The 19,278-nt window shown below is 70.2% G+C and carries 21 protein-coding genes and 1 riboswitch; of the genes, 11 read left to right on the top strand and 10 right to left on the bottom strand.

What is annotated here, in order from left to right:
- Window positions 1–2 precede the first annotated feature (2 nt).
- Window positions 3–377 carry a hypothetical protein gene (locus OHA88_RS32590; RefSeq protein WP_328628127.1) on the bottom strand — a complete coding sequence of 125 codons (375 nt, stop codon included), beginning with the start codon at window positions 375–377 and terminating at the stop codon, window positions 3–5.
- A 51-nt stretch (window positions 378–428) separates the two neighbouring features.
- Window positions 429–541, top strand: a riboswitch (TPP riboswitch).
- Here OHA88_RS32590 and thiO point away from each other — a divergent pair.
- From thiO to OHA88_RS32560, 6 genes are all read left to right on the top strand, one after another.
- Window positions 539–1,768, top strand: a complete 1,230-nt coding sequence (gene thiO / locus OHA88_RS32585) for a glycine oxidase ThiO (RefSeq protein WP_267005599.1) — start codon at window positions 539–541, stop codon at window positions 1,766–1,768. Its footprint overlaps the riboswitch before it by 3 nt.
- Window positions 1,765–1,983 (top strand): sulfur carrier protein ThiS, encoded by a 219-nt coding sequence (gene thiS, locus OHA88_RS32580; RefSeq protein ID WP_328628126.1) that lies wholly within the window; start codon window positions 1,765–1,767, stop codon window positions 1,981–1,983. The genes thiO and thiS overlap by 4 nt, the downstream gene beginning before the upstream one ends.
- Before the next feature lie 2 nt (window positions 1,984–1,985).
- Window positions 1,986–2,780, top strand: coding sequence for a thiazole synthase (locus OHA88_RS32575; protein ID WP_313936887.1), 795 nt, complete (start codon window positions 1,986–1,988; stop codon window positions 2,778–2,780).
- Window positions 2,781–2,912: 132 nt separating this feature from the next.
- Window positions 2,913–4,856, top strand: coding sequence for a Stk1 family PASTA domain-containing Ser/Thr kinase (gene pknB, locus OHA88_RS32570; protein WP_328628125.1), 1,944 nt, complete (start codon window positions 2,913–2,915; stop codon window positions 4,854–4,856).
- Between the two features lie 6 nt (window positions 4,857–4,862).
- Entirely contained in the window at window positions 4,863–5,720 is an 858-nt protein-coding gene (locus OHA88_RS32565; RefSeq protein WP_328628124.1) for a deoxyribonuclease IV, read from the top strand.
- An 83-nt stretch (window positions 5,721–5,803) separates the two neighbouring features.
- A complete protein-coding gene (locus OHA88_RS32560; protein WP_443044315.1) occupies window positions 5,804–6,379 on the top strand; it encodes a DUF4396 domain-containing protein in 576 nt (191 codons plus the stop codon).
- Window positions 6,380–6,410: 31 nt separating this feature from the next.
- Here the strand turns inward: OHA88_RS32560 and OHA88_RS32555 are convergent, their stop codons facing one another.
- Window positions 6,411–7,043, bottom strand: a complete 633-nt coding sequence (locus OHA88_RS32555; protein WP_267005593.1) for a sulfite oxidase-like oxidoreductase — start codon at window positions 7,041–7,043, stop codon at window positions 6,411–6,413.
- 154 nt (window positions 7,044–7,197) lie between these two features.
- On the opposite strand from OHA88_RS32555, the gene bfr reads away from it, so the two are divergent.
- Window positions 7,198–7,677, top strand: coding sequence for a bacterioferritin (bfr, locus tag OHA88_RS32550; protein ID WP_267005592.1), 480 nt, complete (start codon window positions 7,198–7,200; stop codon window positions 7,675–7,677).
- Window positions 7,678–7,702: 25 nt separating this feature from the next.
- Here the strand turns inward: bfr and OHA88_RS32545 are convergent, their stop codons facing one another.
- Both OHA88_RS32545 and OHA88_RS32540 read right to left on the bottom strand, forming a co-directional pair.
- Window positions 7,703–8,023, bottom strand: coding sequence for a (2Fe-2S)-binding protein (locus OHA88_RS32545; protein WP_328628123.1), 321 nt, complete (start codon window positions 8,021–8,023; stop codon window positions 7,703–7,705).
- A gap of 170 nt (window positions 8,024–8,193) precedes the next feature.
- Entirely contained in the window at window positions 8,194–9,540 is a 1,347-nt protein-coding gene (locus tag OHA88_RS32540) for a class II 3-deoxy-7-phosphoheptulonate synthase (protein WP_313936894.1), read from the bottom strand.
- Window positions 9,541–9,642: 102 nt separating this feature from the next.
- On the opposite strand from OHA88_RS32540, the gene OHA88_RS44710 reads away from it, so the two are divergent.
- The gene (locus tag OHA88_RS44710) at window positions 9,643–9,699 is read left to right on the top strand and encodes a trp operon leader peptide (protein WP_107063558.1); all 57 of its coding nucleotides are present in this window, start codon (window positions 9,643–9,645) and stop codon (window positions 9,697–9,699) included.
- Between the two features lie 90 nt (window positions 9,700–9,789).
- Entirely contained in the window at window positions 9,790–11,676 is a 1,887-nt protein-coding gene (locus OHA88_RS32535; protein WP_328628122.1) for an anthranilate synthase family protein, read from the top strand.
- 38 nt (window positions 11,677–11,714) lie between these two features.
- On the opposite strand, the gene OHA88_RS32530 is transcribed toward OHA88_RS32535, so the two are convergent.
- The 5 genes from OHA88_RS32530 to OHA88_RS32510 form a co-directional block, all read right to left on the bottom strand.
- Window positions 11,715–12,719 carry a 2-hydroxyacid dehydrogenase gene (locus tag OHA88_RS32530; RefSeq protein WP_328628121.1) on the bottom strand — a complete coding sequence of 335 codons (1,005 nt, stop codon included), beginning with the start codon at window positions 12,717–12,719 and terminating at the stop codon, window positions 11,715–11,717.
- A gap of 85 nt (window positions 12,720–12,804) precedes the next feature.
- Entirely contained in the window at window positions 12,805–13,833 is a 1,029-nt protein-coding gene (locus OHA88_RS32525; RefSeq protein WP_267005587.1) for a 6-phosphofructokinase, read from the bottom strand.
- Window positions 13,834–13,985: 152 nt separating this feature from the next.
- Window positions 13,986–14,630 carry a response regulator gene (locus OHA88_RS32520; protein WP_267008126.1) on the bottom strand — a complete coding sequence of 215 codons (645 nt, stop codon included), beginning with the start codon at window positions 14,628–14,630 and terminating at the stop codon, window positions 13,986–13,988.
- Window positions 14,631–14,710: 80 nt separating this feature from the next.
- A complete protein-coding gene (macS, locus tag OHA88_RS32515) occupies window positions 14,711–15,961 on the bottom strand; it encodes a MacS family sensor histidine kinase (RefSeq protein ID WP_328628120.1) in 1,251 nt (416 codons plus the stop codon).
- 51 nt (window positions 15,962–16,012) lie between these two features.
- Window positions 16,013–16,756 (bottom strand): lysophospholipid acyltransferase family protein, encoded by a 744-nt coding sequence (locus tag OHA88_RS32510; protein WP_267005585.1) that lies wholly within the window; start codon window positions 16,754–16,756, stop codon window positions 16,013–16,015.
- 195 nt (window positions 16,757–16,951) lie between these two features.
- Here OHA88_RS32510 and OHA88_RS32505 point away from each other — a divergent pair, with 195 nt between their 5' ends.
- The gene (locus OHA88_RS32505) at window positions 16,952–17,731 is read left to right on the top strand and encodes an alpha/beta hydrolase (protein WP_328628119.1); all 780 of its coding nucleotides are present in this window, start codon (window positions 16,952–16,954) and stop codon (window positions 17,729–17,731) included.
- Window positions 17,724–18,389 (top strand): hypothetical protein, encoded by a 666-nt coding sequence (locus tag OHA88_RS32500; protein WP_328628118.1) that lies wholly within the window; start codon window positions 17,724–17,726, stop codon window positions 18,387–18,389. The genes OHA88_RS32505 and OHA88_RS32500 overlap by 8 nt, the downstream gene beginning before the upstream one ends.
- A gap of 39 nt (window positions 18,390–18,428) precedes the next feature.
- Here OHA88_RS32500 and OHA88_RS32495 read toward each other — a convergent pair whose 3' ends face one another.
- Window positions 18,429–19,202 carry an endonuclease/exonuclease/phosphatase family protein gene (locus OHA88_RS32495; protein WP_328628117.1) on the bottom strand — a complete coding sequence of 258 codons (774 nt, stop codon included), beginning with the start codon at window positions 19,200–19,202 and terminating at the stop codon, window positions 18,429–18,431.
- Window positions 19,203–19,278: the final 76 nt, after the last annotated feature.

Genomic DNA, 19,278 nt, shown 5'->3' with positions numbered 1-19,278 from the left:
GCTCACCTGTCCACCTTAAGCATCTGACGAACCGTCAGGTCCGTGAGTTCCTCGACCGCACTCGTCCCGCTGCCCTCTTGCGACTCCCATTCCCAGCGCTCCTCCAGCCGCACCCGGCCGTCCGCAAGGCCGACGACGGTGGAGACGCAGTGTCCGGAGGAGGTCGTTCCGTCCTGCTTCAACTGGACGTACCGGAAGTCGAGTCGATCGCCGGTGCGGGTGCCGACGAGATGACCCCGGACCACGTCCCCGCCCGCGTAATCGGCCCAGATCGTGCCCCTCTCCTCGTGGTACGTGAAGCGGGTCCGGGTGCCGACCTGACCCGGAGCCTGGTCGGCGACCGGCGAGAGGACAAGTCCGTCGAGTGAACGGGCCACGGTGGCTGCTCCCTTACTGGGTCCGGGTGACGGGGTTTAGGGTGGCCAACGTAAGACACTCGCGGGAGCCCGGACGCACCGGGCTGAGAGGGAGGCTGGGCGGCCTCCGACCGTACGAACCTGATCCGGGTCATGCCGGCGAAGGGAGGGGCTGGACGCCCATGCGATCGTCCGGGAACACCTCGGCAGACGGATCCGACGTACCCGGATCCGACGTCCTCGTCATCGGGGGCGGAATCATCGGTCTGGTGACCGCCTGGCGGGCGGCGCAGCGCGGCCTGCGCACCGCGGTCGTCGACCCCGACCCGGGCGGCGGTGCCGCCCGGGTCGCGGCCGGAATGCTCGCCGCCGTCACCGAACTCCACTACGGCGAACAGATGCTGCTCGGCCTCAATGTCGCCTCCGCCGCGCGCTACCCGGCCTTCGCGGCCGAGCTGGAGGCGGCGAGCGGCCAGGACATCGGCTTCCGGGCCTGCGGCACCCTCGCGGTCGCCCTGGACTCCGACGACCGCGCCCATCTGCGGGAACTGCACGCGCTCCAGCACCGTTCGGGGCTGCAGTCGGAGTGGCTCACCGGCCGCGAGTGCCGCCGCCTGGAACCGATGCTGGCGCCGGGTGTGCGCGGCGGTCTGCGGGTCGACGGCGACCACCAGGTCGACCCCCGCCGGCTGGCCGCCGCTCTGCTGACGGCCTGCGAACGGACCGGGGTGGTCTTCCACCGCGACCGGGCGGAACGCCTGGTGGTGGTACGGGACCGGGCCGCCGGGGCCGTACTGGCAACCGGCACGGAGCTCGCAGCCGACCAGATCGTGCTCGCCGCGGGCAGCCTCAGCGGGCGGCTCGCGGGGCTGCCGGACGAGGTCGTGCCGCCCGTCCGGCCGGTGAAGGGGCAGGTGCTGCGGCTGACCGTGCCCGCCGCGTACGCGCCGTTCCTCACCCGGACCGTGCGGGCCGTGGTCCGCGGCAGCCACGTCTATCTCGTCCCGCGCGAGAACGGCGAGCTGGTGGTCGGCGCCACCAGCGAGGAGATGGGCTGGGACACCACGGTCACAGCGGGCGGGGTGTACGAACTGCTGCGCGACGCCCATGAGCTGGTGCCCGGCATCACCGAACTGCCGCTCACCGAGACCCGGGCCGGCCTGCGCCCCGCCTCCCCCGACAACGCCCCGCTGCTCGGCCCCACCGCCCTGCCCGGCCTGCATCTCGCCACCGGCCACCACCGCAACGGGGTGCTGCTCACCCCCGTCACCGGTGACGCCATGGCCGAGCTGCTGACCACCGGCGAGCTGCCCGCCGTGGCCCGCCCGTTCACCCCCGGGCGGTTCGCGCCCGCCGTCGTACCGCCGCCCGCCGCGCCCCCCGCCACCGCACGTCAGGAGCAGCCCGCATGACCGACTCCATCGCGCTCTCCGTGTCCGTGAACGGTGATCCCCGCTCGATCGCCGCCGGTACCACCCTGGAAGCCCTCGTCGCCGCGCTCACCGCGGCACCCTCGGGCGTCGCGGCCGCCGTCAACGAGACCGTCGTCCCGCGCAGCCGGTGGTCCACCGCGGCGCTCGCCGACGGCGACCGGATCGAAGTTCTCACCGCGGTCCAGGGAGGCTGACCATGTCCGACGATCTCTTCACCCTCGGCGACACCACGTTCGGCTCCCGGCTGATCATGGGGACGGGCGGGGCACCCAGCCTCGACGTGCTGGAACGCTCGCTGACCGCGTCCGGCACCGAGCTGACCACCGTCGCGATGCGCCGCCTCGACCCGACCGTGCAGGGTTCGGTGCTCTCCGTGCTGGAGCGGCTCTCGATCCGCGTCCTGCCGAACACGGCGGGCTGCTTCACCGCGGGCGAGGCCGTGCTGACCGCGCGGCTGGCCCGCGAGGCGCTGGGCACCGACTGGATCAAGCTGGAGGTGGTGGCCGACGAGCGGACCCTGCTGCCCGACCCGATCGAACTGCTGGACGCCGCGGAGACGCTGGTGGACGACGGTTTCACCGTCCTTCCGTACACGAATGACGACCCGGTGCTGGCCCGGAAGCTGGAGGACGTGGGATGTGCGGCGATCATGCCGCTCGGCTCCCCGATCGGCTCCGGTCTCGGCATCCGCAACCCGCACAACTTCCAGCTGATCGTCGAGCACGCCCGGGTACCGGTGATTCTCGACGCCGGCGCCGGGACCGCATCGGACGCGGCGCTCGCGATGGAGCTGGGGTGCGCGGCGGTGATGCTGGCGTCGGCGGTGACCCGGGCGCAGGAGCCCGAGCTGATGGCGGCTGCGATGCGGCACGCGGTGGACGGCGGGCGGCTGGCGTACCGCGCGGGCCGGATCCCCCGGCGCCACTTCGCCGAGGCGTCGTCACCGATGGAGGGGCGGGCTGCGCTGGACCCGGAGCGGCCCGCGTTCTGAGCCCCCCGTACGCACGCGCCTGGCGCCGCACGCGTGTGACGCGCATCTCCCTGTCACGGCTCGGCTGCAGTACGGCCCCGGGATCGCCCCGGCCAGTCGGTCACGTCCTCGGCGGCTCGTAGACTCGCTTGCGTGGATACGACCCTCCAGGACCCTTCCCCGGCCTTCGGCCGGGGAGACCCCATCGTCGGGCAGCTGCTCGACGGCCGCTACCGCGTCGATGCCCGCATCGCCGTGGGCGGGATGGCCACGGTCTACCGGGCCATGGACACCCGGCTCGACCGGGTGCTCGCCCTGAAGGTGATGCACCCGGCCCTCGCAACCGACGCCTCGTTCGTCGAACGTTTCATCCGCGAGGCCAAGTCCGTGGCCCGGCTCGCGCACCCCAATGTGGTCGCTGTCTTCGACCAGGGCGCCCAGGGGCCGTACGTCTACCTGGCGATGGAGTACGTGGCGGGCTGCACGCTGCGCGACGTCCTGCGTGAGCGCGGCGCCCTGCAGCCGAGAGCCGCGCTGGACATCCTGGAGCCGGTCCTGGCCGCGCTCGGCGCCGCACACCGGGCAGGCTTCGTGCACCGCGACATGAAGCCGGAGAACGTCCTCATAGGGGACGACGGCCGGGTCAAGGTCGCGGACTTCGGTCTCGTACGGACCGTGGGTTCCGACACCAACACCACCGGAACGGTCCTCGGCACCGTCTCCTATCTCGCCCCCGAGCAGATCGAGCACGGCACGGCGGACACCCGCACCGATGTGTACGCCTGCGGTGTCGTGCTGTACGAGATGCTGACGGGCGCCAAGCCGCACACCGGCGAATCCCCCGCCCAGGTCATCTACCAGCACCTCAACGAGGACGTGCCGACGCCGTCGGCCGTCGTCCCGGGGCTCGCGACCGAGCTGGACGAACTGGTCGCGAACGCCACCGCCCGCAACCCCGAGGCCCGTCCGTTCGACGCCGTGGCCCTGCTGGCCGAGGCCCGCACCGCGCGGGCCGCGCTCACCGACAACCAGCTGGACGCCGTACCGCCGCAGGCCCTCGCCGAGGCGCACGACGATGCCGAGGACCGGACGAGCGTGATCCCCCGGGTGCTCCCGGTCGACCAGGGCACCGCCCATCACACCAGCCGGCTGGAGATGCCCCCGCCGCTGCCGCCCGAGCCGGCGAGGAGTGGGCCGCGGCACGGCGGTCCCCGCCGCGGGATGCTCGCTGCGATCGTCGCCGTGCTGCTGGTACTGGGGGTCGGCGCCGGTGTCTGGTACATCAACTCGGGACAGTTCACCCGGGTCCCCTCGCTGCTCGGCCAGACCGAGAAGGCCGCCCGCCAGCGGCTCTCGGACTCCGGTCTCGAGCTGAAGGGCGTCGATCGGGCCTACAGCGACAACGTCGACCGCGGCAAGGTCATCGGCAGCGATCCGAAGTCGGGCGCCCGCATCCGGGGCAACGGATCGGTGAAGATCGTCCTCTCGCGCGGCCCCGAGATCGTGAAGGTCCCCGACGTCCGGGGCACCGGGCTCGCCGAGGCCAGGCGCGCACTGAAGAAGGTGGGCCTGGTGCCCGGCATGGTCACCAAGGAGTTCAGCGAGGACATCGGGCAGGGCCAGGTGATCCGTACGGATCCCGGAGCGGGCGCGGAACGCCACCCCGACTCCGCGGTCGCCCTGGTCGTCAGCAAGGGCAGTCCGGTCGATGTCCCCGACCTGACCGGGCTGTCGGTCCAGGAGGCCACCGACGCGCTGGACGGGGAAGGCCTGAAGGCCGAGGTGCTGCCGGGCCGGGTCAATTCGCCCGAGGCCGCGGGCGACATCGCGCGCCAGTCACCGGGCGGAGGCACCCGGGCAGCCGAGGGCGACACCATCACGCTCACCGTCTCCAAGGGCCCGCGGATGATCGATGTCCCGGATGTCACCGACAAGGACATCGACGAGGCCACGCGCCTGCTGAAGGCGGCGGGCTTCGAGGTCAAGGTCGACCGCCCGTTCCTCTCCTTCAGCGACACGATCGCGAGCCAGTCCGTCGACGGCGGCGACCGGGCTCCCGAGGGCAGCACCATCACCATCACGACCAAGGGACTCTAGATCCGTATGCGCAACCCAGTCGGCGGCCATGTCCCCGTGGCCGGCGGCCTCGCCAAGGTCGGCCTGCCCTACGCCCGCGAGATGGGGGCGGAGGCCGTCCAGGTCTTCGTCGCCAATCCGCGCGGCTGGGCGACACCGGCCGGGAACCCGGCGCAGGACGAACAGTTCCGCGCCGAGTGCACCGCCGAGTCGATACCGGCGTACGTCCACGCCCCGTATCTGATCAACTTCGGCTCGCACACCGAGGCCACTGTCGAGCGGTCCGTGGAGTCGCTGCGCCACTCCCTGCGCCGGGCCCGCGAGATCGGCGCCCTGGGCGTCGTGGTGCACACGGGCTCCGCGACCGGCGGCCGGCCGCGCGCGGAGGCCCTGGCCCAGGTACGTACGCACATGCGGCCGCTCCTCGACGAGCTGACCCACGACGACGACCCGTTCCTGCTGCTGGAGTCGACCGCCGGGCAGGGGTTCTCACTCTGCTCACGGACCTGGGACTTCGGCCCGTACTTCGAGGCGCTGGACGCCCACCCCAAGCTCGGCATCTGCCTCGACACCTGCCACATCTACGCGGCGGGCCACGACCTGGCGGGCCCGGCGGGCATGAAGCAGACCCTGGACCTGCTGGTGGAGACGGTCGGTGAGGGCCGGCTCAAACTGATCCACGCCAATGACTCCAAGGACGTGGTGGGAGCCCACAAGGACCGGCACGAGAACATCGGCGCAGGGCACATCGGCGAGGAGCCGTTCCAGGAGCTGTTCTCGCATCCGGCGACGGCCGGAGTGCCGCTGGTCATCGAGACGCCGGGGGGCAAGGAAGGCCACGCGGCGGATGTGGCGCGCCTCAAGGAGCTGCGCGACCGGAACTGAATCCGCGAAGGCATGGGGAATACCCCCAGGGGGTATACGGTTCTCTGATCGAAGGGAACCGCTACCGGCATTGGGGGATCGCCATGCACCACGACACGCGCGACGAACAGCACGAGCAGCAAGGCCGGCACGAGCACCGGGGCGACGACAGCCGGCAGGCAGACCACACGGGTCACGCAGACCAGTCAGCTCACGCCGGACACACGGCGCACGCCCCCGGCAAGGCCGGCTGGTCCATGGCGGCCCGCGCCACGCTGCACTGCCTCACCGGATGCGCCATCGGCGAGATCCTCGGCATGGTGATCGGCACGGCGCTCGGCTGGGGCAACGCGGAGACGATGGTCCTCGCGATCATCCTGGCCTTCGCATTCGGCTACACGCTGACGCTGCGCTCCATCCTCAAGGCCGGCGTCGACTTCCGTACGGCGTTCCGGGTCGCCCTCGCCGCCGACACCCTCTCCATCGCGGTGATGGAACTGATCGACAACGGTGTGATCGCGCTGTGGCCGGGCGCCATGGACGCGCAGCTCGCCGACTCGCTGTTCTGGGGAGCCCTCGCGCTGTCGCTGGCCGTCGCCTTCGCCGTCACCACACCGGTCAACAAGTGGATGATCGGCCGTGGCAAGGGGCACGCGGTGGTGCACCGGTACCACCACTGAGGGCGGGCCCGCGGCGACCGGGCCCGACCGGTCAGAGCTCGGGGCCGTCCCCGGGCTCCTCCTGGTAGGAGTAGCGCTGTTCCTTCCACGGGTCGCCGATGTTGTGATACCCGCGCTCCTCCCAGAAGCCCCGGCGATCGGCGGTCATGTACTCGATGCCCCGGACCCACTTGGGCCCTTTCCAGGCGTACAGATGCGGTACGACCAGGCGCAGCGGGAAGCCGTGCTCGGCGGTGAGCAGTTCGCCGCCCTGGTGAGTGGCGAAAAGTGTTCGGTCCGAGGCGAAGTCGTCAAGCCGCAGGTTCGAGCTGAATCCGTACTCGGCCCAGACCATCACATGAGTGACCTGGGGCGAGGGCGGCGCGAGTTCGAGGATCGTACGGGCGAGGACCCCGCCCCATTCGGCGCCGAGCATGCTGAATTTGGTGACGCAGTGCAGATCGGCGACGACCGAGGAGAACGGCAGGGCCGAGAACTCCTCATGGTTCCAGCAGTGCTTCTCGCCGTCCGCCGTGGCTCCGAAGACCCGGAACTCCCAGCGGTCGGGCTTGAACTTGGGAACGGGCCCGTAGTGGGTAACCGGCCAGCCGCGCTGCAGGCGCTGTCCCGGCGGAAGCTCGGACTGCTCTGATTCGCGGTATTCCCGGCTTTCCGGCTGACCCATGACTCCATGGTGACAGACAGGCAGGGGTGGTCATGACCAGGGCAGAGGCGATTCAGGACAACCCCTACTAAGCGTGTACTTACTGGACGGTGGCTGGGTGCGGTGCGAGGATGCCGCCAACTTGCCCGGTTCACGGTTGGAAGGAGCCTCTGCGATGCAGGGCGACCCCGAGGTCCTCGAGTTCCTGAACGAACAGCTGACCGCCGAATTGACTGCCATCAACCAGTACTTCCTGCATGCAAAGATGCAGGAGAACTTCGGCTGGACGAAGCTGGCGAAGTACACGCGCTCCGAGTCGTTCGACGAGATGAAGCACGCCGAGATGCTGACGGACCGCATTCTCCTTCTCGACGGACTACCCAACTACCAGCGGCTCTTCCATGTGCGGGTCGGCCAGACCGTCACCGAGATGTTCCAGGCCGACCGCCAGATCGAGGTGGAGGCGATCGACCGGCTCAGGCGCGGTGTCGAGTTGATGCGCGGCAAGGGCGACATCACGTCCGCAAATGTCTTTGAGTCGATCCTTGAGGACGAGGAGCACCACATCGACTACCTCGACACCCAGCTGCAGCTGATCGAGAAGCTCGGCGAGCCGCACTACCTCGCGCAGCAGATCGAGCAGCCGGACAGCTGAGGCCTCGAGCCCCCGAGCCCTGAGTTCAGGCCGCGTCGGGGAGCCGGATGCCCGGGGCTCTGCCGGGGGCGATGCCCGGAGCCCTGCCCGGGTCCGCATCGGAGGGCACGCCGGGCGCGAGCGGCTGCTCGGGGACGCCACCGGGGGTCAGCTTCTGCTTCTGCTCGAGCAGCTCGCGACGAGCGCACTCGCCGCGGCCCAGCATCGCCTGGATCCTGCGGACACAGCCGCCGCAGTCCGTACCCGCCTTGCAGGCGGAGGCTATCTGGCGGGGGGTGCACGCCCCGGCGTCCGCATGTTCCTTGACCTGCTGCTCCGTAATGCCGAAGCACGAGCAGACGTACATGCGGTTCACCTCCCGACGGGATCGATCGTTGGCGCCGTCCCGATTGATCGGTGAGGCTAACCTAACCTTACCCGGCGCTCCACTCCCGTAAAGCCCCGGTACGACTGTGGGGCACGGATCACATCGATCCGTGCCCCACAGTCGTACGTGCGGTACCTGCGGTGACTGCCCTACTGATCCCGGTACATCTCGGCGACCAGGAAGGCCAGGTCCAGCGACTGGCTGCGGTTGAGACGCGGGTCGCAGGCCGTCTCGTAACGCTGGTGCAGGTCGTCCACGAAGATCTCGTGGCCGCCGCCGACGCACTCGGTGACGTCGTCACCGGTGAGCTCGACGTGGATGCCGCCCGGGTGCGTACCGAGGCCCTTGTGCACCTCGAAGAAGCCCTTGACCTCGTCCAGGACGTCGTCGAAGCGACGGGTCTTGTGGCCGGAGGCCGCCTCGAAGGTGTTGCCGTGCATCGGGTCGGTGACCCAGGCGACGACCGCCCCGGAGGCGGTGACCTTCTCGACCAGCGCGGGGAGCTTGTCGCGGACCTTGTCGGCCCCCATGCGGACGATGAAGGTCAGCCGGCCGGGCTCGCGCTCCGGGTCGAGGCGTTCGACGTAGCCGAGCGCCTCGTCGACGGTGGTCGTCGGGCCGAGCTTGATGCCGATGGGGTTGCGGATCTTCGAGGCGAACTCGATGTGCGCGCCGTCCATCTGACGGGTGCGCTCACCGATCCAGACCATGTGGCCCGAGGTGTCGTACAGCCGGCCGGTGCGCGAGTCGGTGCGGGTCAGCGCCGACTCGTAGTCCAGCAGCAGTCCCTCGTGCGACGAGTAGAACTCGACCGCCTTGAACTCGGCCGGGTCCGTGCCGCACGCCTTCATGAAGTTCAGCGCGTTGTCGATCTCGCGGGCCAGCGCCTCGTAGCGCTGACCGGACGGGGACGACTTCACGAAGTCCTGGTTCCAGGCGTGCACCTGGCGCAGGTCGGCGTAACCGCCCGTGGTGAAGGCGCGGACCAGGTTCAGCGTGGAAGCGGATGCGTGGTACATCTGCTTCAGCCGCTCAGGGTCCGGGATCCGGGCTTCCTCGGTGAAGGCGAAGCCGTTGACGGAGTCGCCGCGGTAGGTCGGCAGGGTGACGCCGTCGCGGGTCTCGGTCGACTTGGAGCGGGGCTTGGAGTACTGGCCGGCGATCCGGCCCACCTTGACGACGGGCACGGAGGCCGCGTAGGTCAGGACGGCGCTCATCTGGAGCAGCGTCTTCAGCTTGGCCCGGATGTGGTCGGCGGACACGGCGTCGAAGGCCTCGGCGCAGTCGCCGCCCTGCAGCAGGAACGCCTCGCCCTTGGCGACGGCTCCCATGCGGGCGCGCAGCTGGTCGCACTCGCCCGCGAAGACGAGCGGCGGATACGACGCGAGGTCCGCGAGTACATCGCGCAGAGCCTCGGCATCGGGGTACTCGGGCTGCTGCGCCGCGGGAAGGTCTCGCCAGGTGTTGCCACCGGCGACGGAGGTATTGGCGTTCACGGTCACATCCACAACATTACGGGGTCTCGTGGGGCGCTCATCCGTAGGCTCAACAGATGAGACGCGCGTCTGGACCGGTGGACGTCCGGTAGGGTGCGGAACATGTTCGCGCAGACGCATCAGAACTGGTGGTGGACCGCTCATCCGGCGGCCCACTGATTCATCGCGCGACAGACCACGCGAAGGCCGCCCGAGGGGCGGCCTTCTCTGCGTTTCGGGAGCCGTTCCTCCATTCGGAAGGAACACCTCATGCCCGACCCCACCGAGCTCGTCGTCCAGCGGCTCCTGACGGACGACTGCCCACCGTTCGCGCTGCTGCGCAGGCGCACCCCCGGCCGTGATCACGACACCGTCGAGGTCCTGATCGGCCGGGTGCGGGAGGTGGACCGGCTCGCCGATCTGCCCGTCGGTCCGCAGCCGTCGCTCGCCCTGGTGCCGTTCCGGCAGATCGCCGAGCGCAGTTTCGACGTGCGCGACGACGGGACCCCGCTGTCCGTGCTGGCCGCGGACGAGACGTACGAGCTGCCGCTCGCCACCGTGCTCGACGTGCTGCCCACCCATGACGTGCAGGTCGAGGGCGGTGCCTTCGACGTGCCCGACGAGGAGTACGCCGGGATCGTCCGGCAGGTCATCGAGGACGAGATCGGACAGGGCGAGGGCGCGAACTTCGTCATCCGGCGTACCTTCCAGGGCGCGATCCCCGGATTCGGGCGGGCCGACGCGCTGGCGCTCTTCCGGCGGCTGCTGGCCGGTGAGCGGGGCGCGTACTGGACCTTCGTCGTACACACGGGCGACAGGACGCTGGTCGGCGCCAGTCCCGAGGTGCATGTGCGGATGTCCGGCGGGACGGTCGTGATGAACCCGATCAGCGGGACGTACCGCTACCCCACCGAGGGACCGACCGCCGAGAGCCTGCTGGCCTTTCTCGGTGACCGCAAGGAGACCGAGGAGCTCTCCATGGTGGTCGACGAGGAACTGAAGATGATGTGCACCGTCGGTGACATGGGCGGGGTGGTGATCGGGCCACGGCTCAAGGAGATGGCCCATCTCGCGCACACCGAGTACGAGCTGCGCGGGCGCTCCTCGCTGGACGTACGGGAGGTGCTGAAGGAGACCATGTTCGCGGCGACGGTCACCGGCTCACCCGTGCAGAACGCCTGCCGGGTCATCGAGCGGTACGAGCCCGGCGGGCGCGGATACTACGCGGGCGCGCTGGCCCTGCTGCGTCAGGAGCCGGGCGGGGCGCAGACCCTCGACTCGCCGATCCTCATCCGCACCGCCGACATCGCGGCCGACGGGCGGCTGCGGGTGCCGGTCGGGGCGACGCTCGTACGCCACTCCGATCCGGCGAGCGAGGTAGCCGAGACCCATGCGAAGGCGGCCGGAGTGCTGGCCGCGCTGGGGGTGCGGCCCGGGCGGCCGTGGGCCGAGAGGACACGTCCGCGGCTGGCCGGCGATCCTCGGGTGCGGGCCGCGCTGGACGCCCGGCGGGACGGGCTCGCACCTTTCTGGCTGCGGATGCAGGAGCGTACCCAGGAGCTGTCCGGCCATGCGCTGGTGATCGACGGCGAGGACACCTTCACCGCCATGCTGGCGCATCTGCTGCGCGCCTCGGGCCTGGAGGTGTCGGTGCGGCGCTACGACGAGCCGGGGCTGCGCGAGGCCGTCCGGGCACACCTGGGCCCGGTCGTGCTGGGCCCCGGGCCCGGGAATCCGGCCGACACCGGCGATCCGAAGATGCGGCTGCTGCGCGAGTTCGCCGCGGAGCTGGTCCGGGACCACCGGCACGGGCTGCTCGGGGTCTGCCTGGGCCATGAACTGATCGCGGCGGAGCTGGGTCTGGAGATCGTCCGCAAGACCGTGCCGTACCAGGGCGCGCAGACCCGGATCGAACTGTTCGGGCGCCCGGAGACGGTCGGTTTCTACAACAGCTTCACCGCTCGCTGCGACGACGAGACGGTCAACGAGTTGGCTGCGCACTCCATCGAGGTGAGCCGGGACACGGCCACCGGGGAGCTGCACGCGCTGCGCGGGGACGGGTTCGCGTCGGTGCAGTTCCACCCGGAGTCGGTGCTGACGCTGCGCGGGGCGTCGATCGTCGCCGAGCTGCTGGCGGGGCTGCCCGTGCACAGCTGACGGCGGACGCGGGCGGAGCTCCGGAGGAGATCCGGGGCTCAGTCCTCGCGGAGCACGGGAACGAGGACGTTGTCGCTGCGGCGGCGTGCCAGGTAGTCGGCGACGTTCTGCACGGTGGCTTCGATGATCTGTGCCACGGCGTCCTCGGTGTAGTAGGCCTGGTGCGAGGTGACGATGACGTTCGGGAAGGTGACGAGCCGGGCCAGGGTGTCGTCGTCGATGCCCTCCAGGGACTTGTCGAGGAAGAAGAGCCCGGCCTCCGCCTCGTACACATCGAGTCCGACGCCGGTGAAGCGGCCCGCCCGCAGTTCGGCGACCAGAGCGGTGCTGTCGACCAGTCCGCCGCGGCTGGAGTTGATCAGGATCGCGTCGTCCTTCATCAGGGACAGGGCGTCCTTGCCGATGATGTGGTGGGTCGCGGGCAGCAGCGGGACATGGAGGCTGATGAGATCGCACTCGGCGAAGAGCTGTTCCTTCTCGACGTACGTCATGCCGAGCTCGACGCAGGCCGGGTTCTCGACCACGTCCCAGCCGAGCAGTTTCATTCCGAAGCCATGAGCGATACGGGTGAAGGCCTCGCCGATCTTGCCCGTACCGACCACGCCGACCGTACGGCCGTGCATGTCCCGGCCGAGGAGGCCGTCGAGGCGGAAGTCGAAGTCGCGGGTGCGGCTCGCGGCGCGGAGGATCCGTCGGTTGACCGCCATGGCGAGCGTCCAGGCGAATTCGGCGACCGCGTACGGCGAGTAGAAGGAGACCCGGGCGACCCGCAGCGCGAGGCGTTCGGCGACGTCCAGGTCGATGTTGTTGAAGCCGGTGGAACGCTGGGCGATCATCTGCGTGCCGCCCGCGGCGAGGGTCTGCAGCACGCTGCTGCCCAGATCGGCGTTGACGCTGGTGGAGATGATCTCGTAGCCCGCCGCGATGGGCGCGGTGTCCTTGTTGAGGAAGACGTCCAGGCAACGGACCTCGTGCTGTCCGGCGAAGGCCTTCTCGATCAGCGGCTTCTCATCGGACTGCACACCGAATGCCAGGATTTCCACGATTTCTCCCGATAGGCAGGGTACGGGCCGGATAGCGGCGAATATACGGCCCGTACCTCTGCCGTGCTCAGCCGAAGAAGCGCGCTCAGCCGAAGAAGACGCCGACCTCCGCGTAGAGCGCCGGGTCGACCGTCTTGAGCCGGGCGGTCGCCTCCGCGATCGGCACCCGCACGATGTCCGTGCCACGCAGGGCGACCATCACGCCGAAGTCGCCGTCCCGCACGGCTTCGATGGCGTGCAGCCCGAAGCGGGTGGCCAGCCAGCGGTCGAAGGCGCTGGGGGTGCCGCCGCGCTGGACATGGCCGAGCACCGTGGTCCTGGCCTCCTTCCCGGTGCGCCGCTCGATCTCCTTGGCCAGCCATTCGCCGACGCCGGACAACCGGACATGACCGAAGGAGTCGTGGGATTCGTCCTTGAGGATCATCGCCCCCTCGGCGGGCATGGCGCCCTCGGCGACGACGACGATCGGGGCGTAACTCGCCCGGAAGCGGGAGGTGACCCAGGCGCAGACCTGTTCGATGTCGAAGCGCTGCTCGGGGATGAGAATGACGTTCGCGCCGCCTGCCAGCCCGGAGTGGAGCGCGATCCACCCCGCGTGGCGGCCCATCACCTCGACCACGAGGACCCGCATATGGGACTCGGCGGTGGTGTGCAGACGGTCGATGGCCTCGGTCGCGATGCCGACCGCCGTGTCGAAGCCGAAGGTGTAGTCGGTGGCCGAGAGGTCGTTGTCGATCGTCTTGGGAACACCGACGCACGGGATGCCGTACTCGTCGGACAGGGTCGCGGCCACGCCGAGCGTGTCCTCGCCGCCGATGGTGACGAGCGCGTCGACCTCGTACTTGGCGAGGTTGTCCCTGATCCGGCGGACGCCGTGTTCAGCATTGAGGGGGTTGGTGCGCGAGGAACCGAGGATGGTGCCGCCGCGCGGCAGGATGCCGCGCACCGCCGGGATGGAGAGCGGGACGGTCTCCCCCTCCAGCGGGCCGCGCCAGCCGTCCCGGAAGCCGATGAAGTCGTAGCCGTACTCCTGCACGCCTTTGCGGACGATGGCGCGGATGACCGCGTTGAGCCCGGGGCAGTCGCCGCCCCCGGTCAGTACTCCGACCCGCATGGAAGCATCCCTTCGCCGAAGTGAGCTCGCTACGACCACGCTAATGGTGATCCAGGTCACTCAGGGATGGGTCGGAAGGTCAATTCCCGCGCAATAAGCCGGAGTTGATCACGAGCGTCGCCGAGGCGCAGTCGATCTCGGCGTTCCTGGTCTCAGGCGTCGTCGAGGCCGCGTTCGATCGCGTACCGCACGAGCTCCACCCGGTTGTGCAGCTGGAGCTTGCCCAGGGTGTTCTGGACGTGGTTCTGGACGGTGCGGTGCGAGATGACGAGCCGCTCGGCGATCTGCTTGTACGAGAGCCCCTTGGCGACCAGCCGCAGCACCTCGGTCTCCCGGTCGGTCAGCTGCGGGGCCTTCGGCTCGTCGGACGCGACGGGCACCGGCTCGGAGGCCAGCCTGCGGTACTCGCCGAGCACCAGTCCGGCGAGGCCCGGGGTGAAGACCGGGTCGCCGACCGCGGTGCTCCGCACGGCCTCGGTCAGCTCCTGCGTACTGGCCGACTTGAGCAGATAGCCGGTGGCGCCGGACTTCACCGCCTCCAGTACGTCGGCGTGCTCGCCGCTCGCGGAGAGCACCAGGACCCGCAGGCCGGGGTGGGAGCCGACGAGCTCCTTGCAGACCTGGACGCCGGGCATCCCCGGCAGATTGAGGTCGAGCACCAGGACGTCAGGGGTGACGGCCCTCGCCCGGCGCACGGCCTGCGGGCCGTCACCGGCGGTCGCCACCACGTCGAAACCCGACTCGGCGAGATCGCGGGCGACGGCGTCGCGCCACATCGGGTGGTCGTCGACCACCATCACCCTGACCGCCCGCTGCGTGGCGTCCTGCCCACCTGCCGCGCTCGTCGCGCCGGTCGCGTTCGTCACGTCGTCCGTGCTCATCGGCCGGAACCTGCCTTCCCCCGTGAATCGTCCGGAGTCCTCGAAACCTTTGGAACCCTCAACTCGACCTCGGTGCCCTGGCCGGGCACCGAGATCAGCTCTGCCGTACCGCCCAGGTCGCGCAGCCGCCCCCGGATCGACAGGGCGACCCCCATCCGCCCCTCCCCCTCCGCCTGCGCCAGCCGCCCCTCCGCAATGCCCGGGCCGTCGTCCCGGACCGTCACGATCACCTCGTCCGGCCAGTCCTCGACGAGGATCCAGGCCTGGGCGTCCTGCCCGGCGTGCACCCGCACATTGTCCAGGGCAGCACTGACAGCGGCCGCGAGTTCCTTCGCCGCCGCCGGAGCGAGCAGTACCGGGGCGCCGGGCTCCGCGAAGCTGACCCGGGAGCCGGCGTGCGGGGCGAGCAGGGAGCGCAGATCGCATACGGCCCCGCCGGCCGGGCCGTCCTCCTCGTCGTCGACCTCGACGGTACGGACCACCGCGCCCTCGGTGGCGTCCTCGGAGACCCGGGTGGTGGGCACCAGTCCGCTGGAGACCAGCGTGCGCAGGGCGACCTCCTGTTCCCCGGCCATCCGGCCCAGCTCGGCCGCCTCGCCGCCCAGCGCCGTACCACGGCGCTGCACCATCGCGAGGACCTGGAGCACGCTGTCGTGGATGTCGCGGGCCAGCCGTTCCCGTTCCCGGGTGGCCGCCTCGATCTCCAGGGCGCGGGCCAGGGTGCGCTCACTGGCCCTGGCCACCTCGACGACGTAACCGATGGCGATGGAGGCGACCCAGACCAGCAGGACGTTGTGGAAGGTGTCCCGGCTGGGTTCGCCGCGCTCGATGATGTTGGCTGCGGCGACGAAGGTGGAGGCGAAGGCAGCCCAGCGCCAGCCGCCCTTGATCGCGAACGCCAGGACGGAACCCGCGGTCCAGATGGACGGCAGGGTCGAGCCGTCCATGTGCTGGGCGTCGAAGTCGGCGAGCGGGGTCAGCAGAATGCCGACCAGAGCGATCACGAGGTCGGCGCCGAGGAAGCGCTTGGTGCAGCTCACCGCGCCCGCGACCTTGGGGAGCGTGGCGAGGGTCCAGGCGGCCATGACGACCAGGTAGGCGAAGGCCACCCACGGCCGCTCGTACTCGTCCCGGCCGAAGACGGCGAGCAGACTCGCATAGAGCATCGTCAGGATCCGGTACGCGGTCAGCGCTCGCCACAACGGCTGCTCGACCGACATGCGTACGACCCGTTCGCGTTTGGCCATGCCCCCCACCCCCCGACGGACGCCGGCGCGGTGACGCGCCGGCCCGATCCGTCACCCTTGCGTTCCGGGCTTTCTGCCCGCGTTCTTCTCTTCCTCTGCGCGGCGCTTCGCCTCGTCCGCGATCTGCCGCTTTGCCGCGGTCGCGTAGATGTCGACGTACTCCTGGCCGGAGAGTTTCATGATCTCGTACATCACCTCGTCGGTGACCGAGCGCAGAATGAAGCGGTCGCCCTCCATGCCGTGGTAGCGGCTGAAGTCGAGCGGCTTGCCGATCCTGATGCCGGGGCGCATCAGCTTGGGAATCAGCTGACCGGGCGGCTGGATCTTCTCCGTATCGATCATCGCAACGGGGATGACGGGGGCTCCGGTGGCAAGTGCCACGCGGGCCAGGCCGCCGGGCTTGCCGCGGTAGAGCCGGCCGTCGGGCGACCGGGTGCCCTCCGGGTAGATACCGAAGAGTCCGCCGCTCTCGATGACCTCGATGCCCGCCTTGATGGCCGCCTCACCGGCGCCTCGGCCGCCGGAGCGGTCCACCGGGAGCTGGCCGACGCCCTTGAAGAAGGCGGCGGTGAGCCTGCCCTTCACCCCGGGTGCGGTGAAGTACTCGGACTTGGCGATGAAGGTGACCTTGCGGTCCAGGACGGCCGGCAGGAAGAAGGAGTCGGAGAACGAGAGATGGTTGCTCGCGAGGATCGCCGGCCCCTGAGCAGGGATGTTCTCCAGGCCCTCCACCCACGGCCTGAAGGCGAGCTTCAATGACCCGCCGATGGAGAACTTCATTGCGCCGTAGATCAACTCGGGTGCCTCCTGTGTGCTGTCGCACTGACCTTAACCCGTGGTGCAGCTGCCGTTCCTGCCCGGCACGGGGCCGAAGCACGGCTGTGACCGGTGACGACCCTGGTCGGTGTCAGTCCGGTCGCGTACGGTGAAGTAATCCTTCTTGCACGCCCCCTTTCGCTCCCCTTCGAGCCTCACGAACAGGAGACCCAGGTGCCGGTCCTTCCTGGAGCCGAGCCGTTCCGCCACGAGGGCGGAGAGGTCGGCGTCCTCCTCTGCCACGGATTCACCGGTTCACCGCAGTCGCTGCGTCCCTGGGCCGACCATCTGGCGGAGCGCGGACTCACGGTCTCGCTGCCGCTGCTGCCCGGGCACGGCACGCGCTGGCAGGACATGCAGGTCACGGGCTGGCAGGACTGGTACGCGGAGGTGGACCGGGAGCTGCGGGCCCTGTCGGAGCGGTGCAGTCAGGTCTTCGTCTTCGGGCTGTCGATGGGCGGCGCGCTGGCGCTGCGGCTGGCGGCGAAGCACGGGGACGCGATCAGCGGTCTGGTGCTCGTCAATCCGGGGAACAAGGTGCACGGCCTGGCGGCGTACGCACTGCCTGTCGTCCGTCATCTGCTGCCGTCGACGAAGGGCGTGGCCAACGACATCGCGCGCGACGGCTCCGTGGAGATCGGCTACGACCGGGTGCCGCTGCACGCGGCGCATTCGCTGCGGAATTTCTTCCGGCTGGTCGACACCGATCTGCCGCAGGTCACCCAGCCGGTCCTGCTGCTGCACAGCCCGCAGGACCATGTGGTGCCGCCGGCCGACTCGGCGCGGATCCTCAGCCGTGTGTCGTCGACGGATGTCGAGGAGATCCTGCTGGAACAGAGCTACCACGTGGCGACGTTGGACCATGATGCGGAGCGGATCTTCGACGAGAGCTACTCGTTCATCGGCCGCCTCGCTCCGAGCGTCGGGAAGAAGGGGAGCACATCCGGTGGCTGAGCACGACGCGGAGCGCGCGGGCAGCGAGGAGGAGCGCGAACCGCGCCCCACCGAGGGAGCGGCCGTGCCCGACGGGGGCGCGGGTGCGCAGGACGCCCTCGCAAGGCCCAGGGGCGAGGGCGACCCGATCGACGAGGAGGCCGTCTGGGAGGCGATCGTCGCCGGGTACGGCGAGGAGCCGCCGGACCCGCCGGGTGCCAAGCCGTTCAAGTCGATCGATGACCTCGCGCAGCTGGAGGACGGTCAGCGCAATGTCCTGGACCCCGACAAGGGTGCCGGGAAGCAGGGGCCCCCGAAACCGCCGGAGAAGCCGCTCGGCAGCTCGGTCGTCTTCGCGCCCGGTGTCACCGGTCCGCGTGACTACGAGGTGACGGAGCCGGCCGACGGGGACGACACGGACGGCCACGACGAGGGGCATTTCGTCCCGCCGGAGCCGCCGCCGCTGCCGGAGGCCGATGTCCCGGCGAAGTTCGCCTGGCTCGCGGTCGTCGGCGGGCCGGTGCTGCTGCTGATCGCGGTGCTGCTGCAGTGGGACATGACGTGGTGGCTGACCACGCTCTGCGTCGGCGGCTTCCTGGGCGGCTTCGTCACCCTGGTCGCGCGGATGCAGGACGCCGACGAGGACGACGACGATCCGGGGCGCGGCGCGGTCGTCTGACACGGCTCCCGGGACGGTGCTGCGAGCCGCTCCCCGGGATCAGGTCGGTTCGGCGAGGGAGGCGAGGGCGGGCACCCGGAGTGCTGCCAGTACCGGCAGATGGTCCGTGGCCGCCCGCAGGTCCGGCTCGGTGATGCCGGGCAGCCCCGACGGGACTCCGCAGCCGAGGACCTCGATCCCGGCGGTCGCGAAGATCGCGTCGATGCGCAGACGTGGATCGTGCGCGGGGAAGGTCCGGTCGGCGCCCCACGGCCGGACCGACCGGCAGTCCTGGAGCCGCCCGGCCAGCAGCTGGAAGGCCTTCCCTTCCGGGCCGTCGTTGAGGTCGCCGGCCGCAATGGCGTGCTCGACCTGCATTTCGTCGAGCCGGTCGAGCAGCAGATCCGCCTGGGCCAGGCGTTCGTCGTGCCGCAGGCTCAGATGGCAGCTCAGCAGACCGATCCGGGTGCCCGCGATCCGTACCACCGCTGTGGCGAACCCCCTGCGGTGCAGTCCAGGGGTGCGTGGCAGCAGCAGATCTTCCGTTCGTTCCACGGTGGCACGCAGCGAACAGAGCAGCAGGGGCCCGGCCGCGGTGGCGCCGCCGGAGAGAAGCACCAGGTCGGTGTGGGCCGCCAGCCAGGCGGCGCGCTTGCGCCAGCGGAAGAACCGCGGGGCTTCCTGGATGAAGACCAGATCGGGTGCGCAGGCGCGGATGACGCGGGCCAGTGCCTCGCGGTCGTCACGCATCGACCGGATGTTGTAGCTGAGCACTCTGATGACGGCCGAACCATCCGGCTCGGTACGGGAGTCGGGCAGCGGCGTCAGGACCATGGCGCTCACGATACGACGGACGCCCGCCGCTCCCACAGGGGCGCGACGGGCGTCCGTCGATGTCCGTGACCGGGTG

The sequence above is a fragment of the Streptomyces sp. NBC_00353 genome, assembly GCF_036108815.1.
GTDB lineage: Bacteria > Actinomycetota > Actinomycetes > Streptomycetales > Streptomycetaceae > Streptomyces.
Note: the sequence above shows the minus strand (reverse complement) of the source record. Positions and strands in the feature narration are given on the sequence as shown.

Bases quoted from the DNA above. Each gene is read 5' to 3' on its own strand.
- thiO (WP_267005599.1), top strand. From the start codon at position 539: ATGCGATCGTCCGGGAACACCTCGGCAGACGGATCCGACGTACCCGGA.
- thiS (WP_328628126.1), top strand. From the start codon at position 1,765: ATGACCGACTCCATCGCGCTCTCCGTGTCCGTGAACGGTGATCCCCGC.
- OHA88_RS32575 (WP_313936887.1), top strand. From the start codon at position 1,986: ATGTCCGACGATCTCTTCACCCTCGGCGACACCACGTTCGGCTCCCGG.
- OHA88_RS32565 (WP_328628124.1), top strand. From the start codon at position 4,863: ATGCGCAACCCAGTCGGCGGCCATGTCCCCGTGGCCGGCGGCCTCGCC.
- OHA88_RS32560 (WP_443044315.1), top strand. From the start codon at position 5,804: ATGCACCACGACACGCGCGACGAACAGCACGAGCAGCAAGGCCGGCAC.
- OHA88_RS32555 (WP_267005593.1), bottom strand. From the start codon at position 7,043: ATGGGTCAGCCGGAAAGCCGGGAATACCGCGAATCAGAGCAGTCCGAG.
- bfr (WP_267005592.1), top strand. From the start codon at position 7,198: ATGCAGGGCGACCCCGAGGTCCTCGAGTTCCTGAACGAACAGCTGACC.
- OHA88_RS32545 (WP_328628123.1), bottom strand. From the start codon at position 8,023: ATGTACGTCTGCTCGTGCTTCGGCATTACGGAGCAGCAGGTCAAGGAA.
- OHA88_RS32535 (WP_328628122.1), top strand. From the start codon at position 9,790: ATGCCCGACCCCACCGAGCTCGTCGTCCAGCGGCTCCTGACGGACGAC.
- OHA88_RS32525 (WP_267005587.1), bottom strand. From the start codon at position 13,833: ATGCGGGTCGGAGTACTGACCGGGGGCGGCGACTGCCCCGGGCTCAAC.
- OHA88_RS32520 (WP_267008126.1), bottom strand. From the start codon at position 14,630: ATGGTGGTCGACGACCACCCGATGTGGCGCGACGCCGTCGCCCGCGAT.
- macS (WP_328628120.1), bottom strand. From the start codon at position 15,961: ATGGCCAAACGCGAACGGGTCGTACGCATGTCGGTCGAGCAGCCGTTG.
- OHA88_RS32495 (WP_328628117.1), bottom strand. From the start codon at position 19,202: ATGGTCCTGACGCCGCTGCCCGACTCCCGTACCGAGCCGGATGGTTCG.